The sequence below is a fragment of the Vibrio lentus genome (assembly GCF_030409755.1).
Classification (GTDB): domain Bacteria; phylum Pseudomonadota; class Gammaproteobacteria; order Enterobacterales; family Vibrionaceae; genus Vibrio; species Vibrio lentus.
In genome coordinates, this window is record NZ_JAUFQE010000003.1 from 147,679 (window position 1) to 159,937 (window position 12,259).

Below are 12,259 nucleotides of genomic sequence, written 5' to 3' on the forward strand. Positions count from 1 at the left end.
TCTAAATGTGAGGACTCTATGCCGTCCTACGGCACAGCAGTAACAAAAAGAAAATACTTCGCACTTCCTTTGTAAGCGTCTACGAACCGACTCATTGACTTTCTAATATCAACACAGGTACCGCCAACTAAGGCGGTATCTGTCATTCTGAGCGCTATTACGGGACGGGGGACTAGTCCGTTTTTGGCATGTTCCAAGGAAGAAGATGACCATGGTCGTCCTCACTCTTCAGTTTCGGGATTTCTCGTAGCACGTATTCGAGGTACTCATACGGCTCACAGTCGTTAGCCTTCGCGGTTTCGATAAGACTGTACAGCACAGCACTGGCGCGTGCTCCATTATGAGTCTTCGAGAACAACCAGTTGTTCCGTCCTACCGTGAACGGACGTACTGAACGTTCCGCTCGGTTATTATCCATGCTTAACCGACCATCATCGATAACTCGTACTAGCTTCGACCATTGATTGAGACTGTAGCTAATCGCCTCTCCCAGTTTACTTTTAGGAGGCACCTGAGTGACCGATTTATCTAACCACGCAGAGACTGAGTCTTTGATTGGCGGGTAACATATCGCTCTTCTCTCCTAACGCATCACATTGACGACAGACGTATTTGGGTCTTTCAGTGACTTCAACGTACAACTTAGCGGGATATACACCAGTTTTTCACTGGTGCTTTGCCCCATCCTGCAGAGCATCGACTGGCAACACGAGCAGGTTTTTTCTGATTCTGGTATATCCACCACGACTCGCTCTCGTGGTAGGTCTTCGGGAAGCTTTGGGCGACCACGACGTTTTGTCTCGGATGAAGTGTTTTCCGCTTCCGAGGCGTCATCATTTGGATTATCGGGCGCTTCATCTTCATCTGTCGTATTGGCATAAGTCTCCGCCTCATTGAACTCTAAGTCCTGAGGGGGCATAGTTTCACTACTGCTACCAAAGCGTTTACGCCGCGCTAGGTTGAGTTTTTCAACCAGAGATTGGATAGTTAATTCGCTCTCGTTTAGAGACTGGCGAAGTGTGAGTACCGTAGATTCAAGCTCAGTCACTTTTGAACGTAAGAGCGCTAGCTCATCTGGATTATTTTCATTTGGCATATAAGGAAGATCGCAGAGATCCGCGAAAGTTCCTTGTACGCTATTATTTTTTTAATTTAATTAAGACTTTGGTAATTCAATGTTTGATGGGGTTTCATTTTTTCAATATCGAGTCCATCAAGCAAACAATGCCACTGCTCTTCAGTTAATGAAAGGGTTTTCCCTGGCATTTTTCTTGGCCAAGCGAACTTGTCTTTTTCGAGTCGCTTTTGCCAGAGGCAAAAGCCATTACGCTGCCAGTAGAGAACTTTGAGCTTATCCCGCGTGCGATTACAGAAGACGAATAGCGCTTCGGAGAAGGGATTAAGGTTCATATTCTGTTCAACGATAAAGCTCAAGCCGTTAATGCCCTTTCTAAAATCGACGGGCGCCTTATGGAGATAGATAACAGAGATATCAGGGAAAATTTTCATAAAACAGCAAGCTCCTTCAATAGAAGGCCAAGCCACTGAGGAGTGACATCACGAGGCACATGAAGAGAGCATGCCCCCGCCTCAAGGCGTAATTCCGTAGGTAACGTAGAGGCAGGCAGTTGCTCGTTTTTTAGGCATGTTGACTAAGTGGTGTAGTTTGCGACGGTTGTTGTCAAACGTTTTTGGATGAAGATTGTGCTCTAAACAAAACTGAGCGGCAGACTGCTCACTATTGTAATACTTCTGCACAAGGCGTAGCCATTCTTGCTGATCTAGGCTGAGACATTTTCGAGTACCTTTAACTATCAAAGTTAAAGGTTACGACGTTTATTAAAAGGATTGAATGAGTCGATTTAAAGACGCTTACTATCAAGCCCTTGATGAGATCGTGACGAATTGGACTTTTCACTGAAATGGGCGCCACCCCTAACTCCACGTAAACACCTTGCGTGCTAGTGAGGGAATTGGTTAATTGTAAAGCCGTCTTGACTCCCAAGTGTTTTAAGTGAGTAGTCACGGATAGAAAGTAAGTAATTCAAGAGGAGCTTATTTAGGCAGGTCTAACTGACTTAGGAACTCAGGAGGTTGTAAAAAAACATCTATGTTGGTTAACCCCAAGCAAGCAGCACACAGTCTTTCGATACCTATTGCCCCACCCGCACTATGAGGAGATATCGTACCGGAGTGAACCAACTCTGATAAAATTGAGTCTTCAGGGCCATAATGACCTAGAGCTTTAGCTCTTTCTAACATCTTGTCAACGTCAGGCTCATATTGATAAAGATGTACAACTTCAACCCCTTCTATTAAAAACTCGATTCTTTCAGATATAAGGAAAGTGCCTGCTCTTAACTTAGCGCAAGTTTCAGTTGCATAAGGAAAATCATAGGCTATTAAACATTTTCCTTTAGAAAGAGGCTCCACTTCTTCAGTAATCCAACGGTCCATGAGAGGAAAAAGAAGCTCTGAAGGTTCATACAAATTGCTAAGCGCAGTGTGAAATTTATCTAAACCTCTTATATCAGTCTTTAAATCTATATTAAAGTCTACGAGAATCTTATTAGCAACAGAGAAATCTTCAAATTCACCCCTGTAAAAAATAGAAATCAAATCCTTGAAAAGTATACATATTTCATCTAAAGATGCGTTTTCTTTGTATAAGTCTAGCATGTAGAACTTCTGAAGATATGTTGAATTAATATCATCACCCCTAAAGCAAGGAGATAGTGAAAAAACTGCTGGATGTAGTTTTAAGTTTCTTATAAGGGCTGAGGCTGGTGAGTCCTGAAGGAAACGGCCATCAGCCATTTCTAAACGAGGAACTGCCGAACGACAATCGTGAGCTCGTATTACTGAAGTTGGAAATTCCATAAACCCCTTATTCCACAAGCTTTCCCTTAATATCCGACATAAATCAGACATAAACAAAGTTGGCTCTAGTGTAAAAAAATCCCTCTCTTTCATTTCTTGTGATGGTGGGGCAGTTCCGTCTAAGTTGCTGGGCTCGAATGATCTCATGAATAACTCCTGAACAAACTGATTTTTGAAAAAACAAGTGTCTTAAAACGTAAAGTGTTCACTTGGATAAAAAAAATCGCAAGTGGGCTGGCCTACGAGTCCGCTAATCCATAAAAGAATACTGCTTAGAGGAAAAATCAATTGTAAAATTTATAATAATTTATGTGAATTTTTTAAACAGCGCGTTATTTTAAATTATTTCGTTGACTAGTTTGTTAGTCTTTGGTGTTGCAAGGGAACTGAAGATGTATAGAGAATGTTAATCGTTGAAAACGATTAACATTCAAAAATTGGATTCCATATACATTTTCAGGTAGTGATTAGTCGGCGTGTTCTATCTGTATAGCATGTTTCCAATATGAAATGGCGTGTGCTGAGTCTCGTCCGAGTTTGCCAAGGTAAGCTTACTTCAAAGGCAACCACACAATTTACCAACATAGAGATAGAGGCGACAGGGTTGTTCACTACTCGGGATTAAGCGCTGACTACGCAACATTTAATCCTTTTCGTATATTATGTGCCAAAGTGACACGCATATTGTTTATTGTACACTTTAAGGCCATAATTGGATTGTGACACAACAGGAGATAACATTATGGCTACTACTTTGCCTCGCATCACCGCTAGAGTTGATGTCGATACACAAGATTTACTTACTAAAGCTACCGCGATCGCTGGTATGTCTAGTATTAACTCATTTGTTCTAAGTGCTGCAATTGAAAAGGCTAAACAAGTCATTGAACGTGAACAGGCTTTAAAACTGAGCCAAGCTGATGCTATGTTGCTAATGGAAGCTTTGGACCATCCTGCAACGCAGAATTCAAAACTAAAAGCTGCCTCTGATCGATACGAGAGTAAGGCTCGATGAATACGGTACTTCTAGATAAAGCTAAACACGATAGAAACCGTTTCAACTGTGGCATCGAAGCTCTCAATAATTACTTAAAAGTAATGGCGAGTCAGCAAGCAAAGAAAGACAATACCAGAACGTTTGTTTTGGAAGATGATAACGACAACTCGCATATCATCGGCTTTTACACGCTAACAATGACACAAATTGACTTAAAGGCATTACCCGGTAAGTTACAAAAGAAGCACCAATCATCGACTTCTGGTGGTCTCATTGCTCGTCTTGCTGTCGATGACCGATACAAAGGGAACGGCTTTGGTGAGTGGCTGCTTATTGACGCGCTCCGAAAGCTATTAGCAGCTAGTGATAGCGTTGCGTTTCCAGTTGTTATCGTCGATGCCAAAGACGGTGCAAAAAATTTCTATGATCGTTATGGCTTTCAAGCATTTCAGGACGCTGAAAACAAACTATTCATTACCATTGCAGATGTTAGAGCAAGCTTAGGCTAGCTATCCGCTAACCTTTAGCAAAAGAACGCTTTCTATAGGAAATCTTAAAAGCTCAAAAATAAGCAATTTTTGATTGGGAAAACGCACGTCCTTTCAACTGTGTAGAGTATTTATACTGACGGATTTTGGTCGGGTGGATGACACTTTTGAGTTAGAAAGTGCCATGGGTAAAAATTCAGACGATGACGTATTTCTCTTGTTAAATAATTCAACAAAGAGAAAGGCGCTAGGTTACTAGATAGGCTATTTATAACAAGACTAAAGCTCTATTCTGATCTTTCTCTTTTGAACAACATCCAAAGTTAAATGTCCATTAGTTTGCGGTGGTAACGAGTCCTGGTTCGCTATAATATCCACCTCAAAGCCGCAACGAAGTCACGGATTACTTGCATTGGATAGAAAGAATAATTACTCGAGAAGTTAGGATAACAGAAGAAGTTTGGTCTACACATCATTATATTGATGGATTCATATGAATCTCACAGGTGTTATGTAAGCTTAAATATGAACGAACAGAATATATTACGAAAGCATGCGACCTCATACTTTTTATCGAACAACTTGTTCATCCTAATTGTGCATTAGTCACTTCAGTGTGACTGCTTAAGGAAGTCTGAAGATGAATGATAACTCGAACGTGGCAACCTTTAAACATTCAGAATTAGTATCATGAATAATAATTAAGTAAATCTTAACTTAAAGACTAAAAGTTTGCGACAGAACCATTATCGTGACATTGTCATAAGCCTCACTGGAAACAATTCAAAGGGACTAAGCCAGACGACGAGTTACAGCATGAATCAATTGATAGTCATTAAAACCGCCAAGTAAACGCTAAGCGGTTTATTATCCCTTCATTCAAACACGTTGAAGATGCTCAAATTCTGAAAGTGTAAGATTCACGATCATGTTGCTTCCAAGCAGGTATATTGTGCTCGCCACAGATTCTTGTATAAACCCAATTTTTCAACCAGTTCTCTGTGCTTTCCTCGTTGTACAATTGACCCTTTATCCATGACGAGAATTTGGTCTGCGCCTTGTATGGCACTGAGGCGATGAGCGATGACGATAACCGTTTTACCTGCAATCAACGTTTTGAGTGATTGTTGAATTTCATATTGGGCAATCGAGTCGACCGACGCTGCAATTTCGTCCAAAAGCAGGATGGGTGCATCTTTGAGGAAGGCACGTGCAATTGAAATCCGTTGTTTTTCCCCGCCAGATAACCGAGATCCCCTCTCACCTATTTGCGTGTCAAACCCAAGAGGTAACGTATTAATGAAATCAAGGCAGTAAGCGTTGTTACACGCTTCATAAACCTCCTCATCCGTAGCGTCTGGTCGACCAATTCTTATATTGTCCATGATGGTAGAAGAAAAAAGCTGTACATTTTGAAAAACCATGCTGACACTTTTGTATACCTCCTCCGTCCCTATCTTTTTGATGTCATAGCCTCCAATACTAACCACACCAGAATCAGGGTCACTGAAGCGGCATATGAGGTTCATCAGCGTCGTTTTTCCCGATCCTGACGGGCCTACGATGGCAGTGATTTCGCCCGGATAGGCAGTGAATTCCACATTCTCCAGGCATGATATACCATCGTAAGAAAATGAAACGTCTTTGAATTGGACTGAGTGGCTATTGGGCTTTTGGGCCAAGGCTGGTTCTGGAAGTTGTTCCGCATGGAGCAGTGCTTCGGTTTTATCCTCGCTCTGCGCTGCATACCTAATGATATTCAGGTACTGAGCCATGTCTAAAAGAGGTGTTATTAATCTATGTGCGAGAAAAATGAACAATAATGCGATTAAGGGCTCGAAGCTTGATTCTCTTACTTGCCAAGCACACACGAGTAAAAATGCAACAAACCCTAACTCGACCAAAAGACGAAAAAGAACAACGGGCCCGGCGCCCCAAGCCTCAACGCTCACACTTGTGCGGGTTATGTCGTCAAATAAGCCATTCAATTTTGTCAGCCATGCCTGTGAGCGATTAAAAAGACGTAACGTCTTAATTCCCATCACAAACTCAATAATGACACCTGAGACCTCGCGATTTGTCTCTAATTTATCTTGGCTTACTTTAATGAAGAAGGATCGGGTTGCGCGCATTACAAGCATTGCCAGAGGAAAACCGGCAATCAACGCGAGCGCTAGCTGCCAGTCCAACGTCACCAATATAGACATAATGAGAATGGGTATTAACGATGACACAAACAGCTCAATAGCCAAGTGAGTAAATATGTTCTCGATCCGGTTGATATCATCAGTGACTAAGTCTGAAAGCTTGCCAGTTCTATATTTAAAAATCACTGATAATGGCAGAGAATGTATTTGATTGAGCACTTTGCGTCGGTACCCGGCCATGATTTGGTAACCGCCTAGGAAGCTGTATTTTTGTCCTAGCCAAGCAGATAAAAACTGTAAGACGAACAGCACTGCCAACAGGAGTATGTAGGTTCTTCCCTCCGAAATATTGATTGGTATTGTCTCCGAGTATGCATCCGGCCCGATCATTTTCTGTTGTTCAAGGACTGAAACAAACCAAAAGTAACACACCAAGATCGGCAGAATGTCTAATATTCGTTCTATCGTACGCCAACAAATACCTAGGACAAATAATCTAGGAGAACACTGGCTATGCTCAATGACACGCCTAACGGCGCAAAATAATGCATTATCCATTAGAAAGAGCTCCTTCCTTGTCGGCGAGTTGGCGACTGAGCATCCAATCGTCATTGTTATTCTGCAAGCGCCATAGCGTCGCATAGAAATCATCAGACTGTATTAATGTGTCATGTGAGCCTTTCGCTCTTACCTTGCCATTTTCCATCAACACAATTTGGTCAGCATCTTCTAACCCATATGTGCGATGGGCAACGACCACGACTGTTTTATCTGGATAGTGCTTTTTCAAGTTTTGATAAAAAGCCCTTTGTGTCAAATTATCCGCATAGGCCGTCGCCTCATCCAAAAGCACAATGGGGGCATTCACCAGAAGCGTACGTGCAAGAGCAACACGTTGCTTTTCTCCACCGGACAATCGAACCCCCTGCTCTGCAATCTTCGTATTTAGGCCTTCAGGTAATTCTTTTATTAAATTTTCTATTCCCGCTGTTTGAAGTGCTTGATTCACCTCTTGAACAGATGCATGAGGGTTTGCAAACATGAGGTTTTCTTTGAGTGTTCCTTTGAATAAAAAAGCGTCTTGGGACGCTAAGGAGAGTAAGCTAGCCCTCTGAGATTCATTGAGTTGCCTTATAGGCACATCGTTAATAAAAACATCACCACTATCAGGTGTTAAAAGACCGGCCATCAATTGGACCAATGTTGATTTTCCACTGCCTGACATACTTAATATGATGGTGGTAGTGCAAGGTTTAAAAGAAAGAGTTATATCTTCTAGTACCGATACATCCGAATAAGAAAAGTGAAGTTTATGTAGCGAGAAACTTAGCGGCGACTGAAGTAAGCATGTCTCATGATCTTTTCTGTTTTCATTCATATCTATAATTGGCATCAAGCGACGAACCCCTGATAGGATTTCTTGAATCTCGGTAAAGAAATGACTGATTTTTAACAACGGTTTCAACATTCCCGCCCCTAAAAGCGCTGCCATAACGACATTAATACTGTCGATTTCGCCTGTTTGTACTAAATAGATGCCGACGGGAAGAATAAACAAAATGCTTGCACCCAATAAACAAGTAAAGAGAGCCCATCGAGGAACGGTGATCACAGTGATCTTATCGACAACAGAAAAATAGTGTACAAGGCTTTCTGACATTGCTTTAAAACGTTCACTGTCTTGACGGAATAATTTCATGATTGCAATGTTTCGAATATATTCGACAACGGTATTATTGAGCACTACAGACGCTGCATGATATTGGTCGTAATGCTTATTTAGCCCCCTCATCACAACGAATGAACTTAATATTGCCACAGGCGCTACAATAAGCGCTGCTAACGCTAACCGCCAATCAATCCAAAATAAATATCCAGTGACAAGCAGAGGCCCAAAGACAGCGACTGATACTTCCACAGTATGATGTGAAAAGAAGTTCTCCATTTTCTCAACGTCTTGCATAACTGCCTGCTTCAATTGACCCGTTTGATAGCCTTGGAACCAGGTAAGGGGAGCCCATGCCAAACGAGAAGCCAACAAACGACGTGTGTCAGCCAAAATCAAGAACGCAGATTGATGACTTAATGTATATGCCAAGCTATAAGCCAACGTTTTAGCAACAAGTACCGCAGCCATCCCCAGTGCTAAGTGATAAAAACCGTCTGCGATTAGCGCTGAAGTAGAGGGATCCACCACCTCTTGTTGAAGATAGGTTTGTACTAACATAACCGCTTCAAAAAGAAGCCAGTAAGGCGCGAGCTCAAGCGCGGCAGCAAATAAAGACATCCCAACTGCAGCGGTAAGTTTACGCCGCTGAGTTTTTAATAGTCGCCAGAGAACTGGCCAGGCTGAATTCAATTGTTTTTGTTCATCCATAAAACGTGAGCCTTCAGTAAATAAGCCTTACTAGGGTAAGGGAAATAAAAAGACCATCACTACCCGTATCGGAACGACTCCCCCCTTAAACGATTAAATGAACAATGCCAATTGGAAATAAACCTATTATTTTCAATGTAATAATCACATTTCTACCAAAACTTTATCTGATCCGAGTAACTAATCCCGATACGAGTAGTCCCCTTCGCGACATCATCATAAATTTAAATGAGAAAGATTCTCTTTTATGTGTGTCAGGCAAGAAGTGACTTTACGGAGATAAAATGAATATCGAAAACGGTGGGGAAACCCTGCAATGGCCATTACCTGGCAGACAAAAAGCCTATTTTGAGGCTGGTTATTTATTCCCAAAGACGCTAGGTGACTGGTTAACCACTTGGTCCGAACAATTTGAAAATAGAACGGCCATTGTTGACAAAACTGAGCGCTATACCTTTAGCCAGTTAGATGAACAAGCTACACAGTTAGCTTTCGGTTTTCTCAACGCAGGCTTGAAGCCTGGTGACAAGGTGATTGTTCAGTTACCTAATTGTATTTGCTTTGTCACTGCTCTTTTTGCCATGTTTCGCATCGGCGTGATTCCTGTATTAGCAATGCCAACTCAAAGGGAAAACGATATCGCGGCGCTGTGTGAACAATCTAATCCATCCGCCTATCTTGTGCCTGAGAAGTTTCTTGGCTTTAACTACGTTGCGATGGCGGAAAAAATTAAATCTGCCTTTCCATCAATAAAAACGCTCTTTGTCGATGGTGTTTCAGAAAAGCACCCTGCACTCAGTGTGCTTAATTGCTCCCCGACTGCGCTTCCAAACATCAACCCCTTCGAACTCGCATTCTTACTTTTATCTGGCGGCACGACGGGTACGCCAAAGCTCATTCCTAGAACGCATAGTGACTATGCATTCAATTTTATCGAATCATCGAAAGTATGCGAATTCAGTTCATCAACCGTGTATTTAGCGGCCCTACCAGCAGCGCATAACTTCCCTTTGGGGTGCCCAGGCATCTTTGGGACATTGCATGTTGGAGGGAAAGTCGTGATGAGCAGAACGCCAGGCAGTGACGAGGCTTTTACGTTAATCGAACAAGAGAAAGTCACGACAACTGCCCTCGTTCCTCCGCTTTTAAAGCTTTGGTTGTCATCAAGGGAATGGGATAACACGGATCTAGATACCCTTTCGCTTGTGCAAGTCGGCGGTGCGAAACTCGACGTTGAAACAGCAAAAAGAGTGGCGCCTGAATTAGGGAGTGAATTGCAGCAAGTCTTTGGTATGGCTGAAGGCCTGTTGTGTTACACCCGACGAAGCGACCCACTCGATACAGTATTAAAAACCCAAGGCAGGCCACTGTCTTGTGCCGATGAAATAAAGCTCGTTGATGATGATGGCTTACTAGTGGCTGATGGACAAGCGGGTGAGTTACTGACTCGAGGACCCTATACCATTCGTGGATATTTCAATGCTGATAGCCACAATGCCATCGCCTTTACACACGATGGATTTTATAAGTCTGGTGATATTGTGATGAAAACGCCAGAAGGCAATTACGTTGTCGAAGGAAGAGTAAAAGAACAAATAAATCGCGCTGGCGAAAAAATTGCCGTTTCTGAAATAGAACCCCTTCTCAATCTCTTTGAGCCCATCAAAGAATCAGTGATCGTCGCCATTCCTGACGATCAACTGGGCGAAAGAAGCTGTGTATTTATCACCTCTGCCAACAACGAAGTCCTACCAACTCTTAATGACTTACGCACCTATTTAAGAGGTCTTGGCGTTCCAAGGTACAAACAGCCTGATCAATTAGAAATTACAACGCATTGGCCCCTGACATCTGTCGGAAAAATAGACAAAAAAGCGCTGGTCGCAATCGCCCAATCCAACATGCTTAAAAGTCAAAAAAGTTAGCCTAAATCGTCAACGTTCAAAGCTGTCTCTTTTCAGAACATTAGGAGTTTTATTATGAACGATTACAAAGAATTAAGTCTGGCCATCAACAGAAAAGCGAGCTCACTATTACTTGCTGTCGCTAACAGCGGCTTATCCGATCAATTCATGATGTATGAAAAGCCGGGAGAATGGTCTTTGGGTATGGGGAACTTGTTGTCCATTGACGTGTATCCAGACGAAATCTCCATCAAGGAAAAAAATCGCATTCAGATTGAGGGATATCATGATTTTAGTGAAGCCATGTCGCATGCCACTAAAAACATACCCATAAAGGGCTGGAGGCTATATGGACAGGCTAAATTTGAACTTTCCTATATCCTTCATGGGTTAATGAATGACGTTACCATGGAAAAATCGAGCAAGCTTCTATCTCTGTTTATTCCGGAATACGAAGTAAGAATTTCTGATGGCATCGCCACGCTTAGAGCCCCGACAGATTCAGAATTAGACGATCTTGTTGACGTTTTTCGCATGGCAGATGCCAAGAGTAACGACGCAACAATAAGCGCTGAAGCGCGCAATCACGTCGATTTAACGATCCCTGCTAGCTGTAAATATTATAAATCTGCGGTGTTAAGCGCTATCAATGACATCAAAACCAACGTCTACCAAAAGGTAATTCTGTCTCGAAGAATTCCCATTAACTTTCCTGTCGACATGGCTAAGAGCTATGAGTGTGGGCGGGCCCAAAATACGCCTGCACGTTCGTTCATTATGCGTCAAGCAGGCCTCAATGCCGCCGGATTCTGCCCTGAAACAGTGCTTGAAACGGCTTCTAACGGATGGATAAGCACACAACCACTTGCTGGTACACGGGCGATAGGTGCCTCGCCCGAAGAAGAGTTGCGCCTAAAGAGTGAATTACTCTCTACGACTAAGGAAATTGCGGAGCATGCTATTTCTGTCAGGCTTGCCTACGAAGAGCTCCATGAAGTATGCGATGAAGAAACCTTGTCAGTGTGTGACTTCATGTCAGTCAAACGAAGAGGCAGTGTCCAACATTTAGGCTCCAGAGTGAAAGGTCAGCTCGCAAGCAACCAAAACAACTGGGCGGCATTCAAAGCGCTCTTTCCCGCCGTCACCGCATCAGGAATTCCCAAGAAAGCGTCGCTGTTAGCGATTAAAAAGTATGAACCTGAAGACCGGTCTCTTTACTCCGGTAGCGTAATGATTGTCGACCAAAATGGTCACATGGATGCGGGGTTAGTACTCAGATCGATTTATCGTAATGAGGACAAATGTTGGCTTCAGGCTGGCGCCGGGATTGTCGATCAATCTGTCCCTGAAAGAGAGCTTATTGAAACCATTGAGAAGCTGAACTGTATCGCTCAATACGTTGTTAGAGAGGATAGTGCGCCACAGTCTGCACAAAGTAAATTACGGAAGGAGGTAGTGTGAGGACC

Annotated in this window: 9 protein-coding genes and 1 pseudogene; 4 read left to right on the plus strand and 6 right to left on the minus strand. The window is 42.7% G+C overall.

Annotated features, from left to right (window positions below; translation table 11 throughout):
- Positions 1 to 172 precede the first annotated feature (172 nt).
- From QWZ07_RS26525 to QWZ07_RS26010, 4 genes and pseudogenes are all read right to left on the minus strand, one after another.
- Positions 173 to 1,096 (minus strand): annotated as a pseudogene (locus QWZ07_RS26525) (IS66 family transposase).
- Positions 1,097 to 1,152: 56 nt separating this feature from the next.
- Positions 1,153 to 1,509 carry an IS66 family insertion sequence element accessory protein TnpB gene (gene tnpB / locus QWZ07_RS26005; protein WP_192854477.1) on the minus strand — a complete coding sequence of 119 codons (357 nt, stop codon included), beginning with the start codon at positions 1,507 to 1,509 and terminating at the stop codon, positions 1,153 to 1,155.
- Positions 1,510 to 1,590: 81 nt separating this feature from the next.
- Positions 1,591 to 1,758: a hypothetical protein gene (locus QWZ07_RS26530; RefSeq protein WP_404976481.1), complete on the minus strand. Its 168-nt coding sequence runs from the start codon at positions 1,756 to 1,758 to the stop codon at positions 1,591 to 1,593.
- Between the two features lie 297 nt (positions 1,759 to 2,055).
- Entirely contained in the window at positions 2,056 to 3,027 is a 972-nt protein-coding gene (locus tag QWZ07_RS26010; protein WP_192854475.1) for an amino acid--tRNA ligase-related protein, read from the minus strand.
- 595 nt (positions 3,028 to 3,622) lie between these two features.
- On the opposite strand from QWZ07_RS26010, the gene QWZ07_RS26015 reads away from it, so the two are divergent.
- Both QWZ07_RS26015 and QWZ07_RS26020 read left to right on the plus strand, forming a co-directional pair.
- On the plus strand, positions 3,623 to 3,895 hold the full coding sequence (locus QWZ07_RS26015) for a type II toxin-antitoxin system TacA family antitoxin (protein ID WP_192854474.1): 273 nt from the start codon (positions 3,623 to 3,625) through the stop codon (positions 3,893 to 3,895).
- Entirely contained in the window at positions 3,892 to 4,386 is a 495-nt protein-coding gene (locus QWZ07_RS26020; protein ID WP_192854472.1) for a GNAT family N-acetyltransferase, read from the plus strand. Before QWZ07_RS26015 ends, QWZ07_RS26020 begins: the two co-directional genes overlap by 4 nt.
- A 905-nt stretch (positions 4,387 to 5,291) precedes the next feature.
- Here QWZ07_RS26020 and QWZ07_RS26025 read toward each other — a convergent pair.
- Both QWZ07_RS26025 and QWZ07_RS26030 read right to left on the minus strand, forming a co-directional pair.
- Positions 5,292 to 7,070: an ABC transporter ATP-binding protein gene (locus tag QWZ07_RS26025; RefSeq protein WP_192854471.1), complete on the minus strand. Its 1,779-nt coding sequence runs from the start codon at positions 7,068 to 7,070 to the stop codon at positions 5,292 to 5,294.
- The gene (locus QWZ07_RS26030) at positions 7,063 to 8,889 is read right to left on the minus strand and encodes an ABC transporter ATP-binding protein (protein ID WP_192854469.1); all 1,827 of its coding nucleotides are present in this window, start codon (positions 8,887 to 8,889) and stop codon (positions 7,063 to 7,065) included. The genes QWZ07_RS26025 and QWZ07_RS26030 overlap by 8 nt, the downstream gene beginning before the upstream one ends.
- Positions 8,890 to 9,173: 284 nt before the next feature.
- Here QWZ07_RS26030 and QWZ07_RS26035 point away from each other — a divergent pair, with 284 nt between their 5' ends.
- Both QWZ07_RS26035 and QWZ07_RS26040 read left to right on the plus strand, forming a co-directional pair.
- Positions 9,174 to 10,814: a (2,3-dihydroxybenzoyl)adenylate synthase gene (locus tag QWZ07_RS26035; protein WP_192854467.1), complete on the plus strand. Its 1,641-nt coding sequence runs from the start codon at positions 9,174 to 9,176 to the stop codon at positions 10,812 to 10,814.
- Between the two features lie 54 nt (positions 10,815 to 10,868).
- Positions 10,869 to 12,254 carry a salicylate synthase gene (locus QWZ07_RS26040; RefSeq protein WP_192854465.1) on the plus strand — a complete coding sequence of 462 codons (1,386 nt, stop codon included), beginning with the start codon at positions 10,869 to 10,871 and terminating at the stop codon, positions 12,252 to 12,254.
- Positions 12,255 to 12,259 lie beyond the last annotated feature (5 nt).

Bases quoted from the DNA above. Each gene is read 5' to 3' on its own strand.
- tnpB (WP_192854477.1), bottom strand. From the start codon at position 1,509: ATGAAAATTTTCCCTGATATCTCTGTTATCTATCTCCATAAGGCGCCC.
- QWZ07_RS26010 (WP_192854475.1), bottom strand. From the start codon at position 3,027: ATGAGATCATTCGAGCCCAGCAACTTAGACGGAACTGCCCCACCATCA.
- QWZ07_RS26015 (WP_192854474.1), top strand. From the start codon at position 3,623: ATGGCTACTACTTTGCCTCGCATCACCGCTAGAGTTGATGTCGATACA.
- QWZ07_RS26020 (WP_192854472.1), top strand. From the start codon at position 3,892: ATGAATACGGTACTTCTAGATAAAGCTAAACACGATAGAAACCGTTTC.
- QWZ07_RS26025 (WP_192854471.1), bottom strand. From the start codon at position 7,070: ATGGATAATGCATTATTTTGCGCCGTTAGGCGTGTCATTGAGCATAGC.
- QWZ07_RS26030 (WP_192854469.1), bottom strand. From the start codon at position 8,889: ATGGATGAACAAAAACAATTGAATTCAGCCTGGCCAGTTCTCTGGCGA.
- QWZ07_RS26035 (WP_192854467.1), top strand. From the start codon at position 9,174: ATGAATATCGAAAACGGTGGGGAAACCCTGCAATGGCCATTACCTGGC.
- QWZ07_RS26040 (WP_192854465.1), top strand. From the start codon at position 10,869: ATGAACGATTACAAAGAATTAAGTCTGGCCATCAACAGAAAAGCGAGC.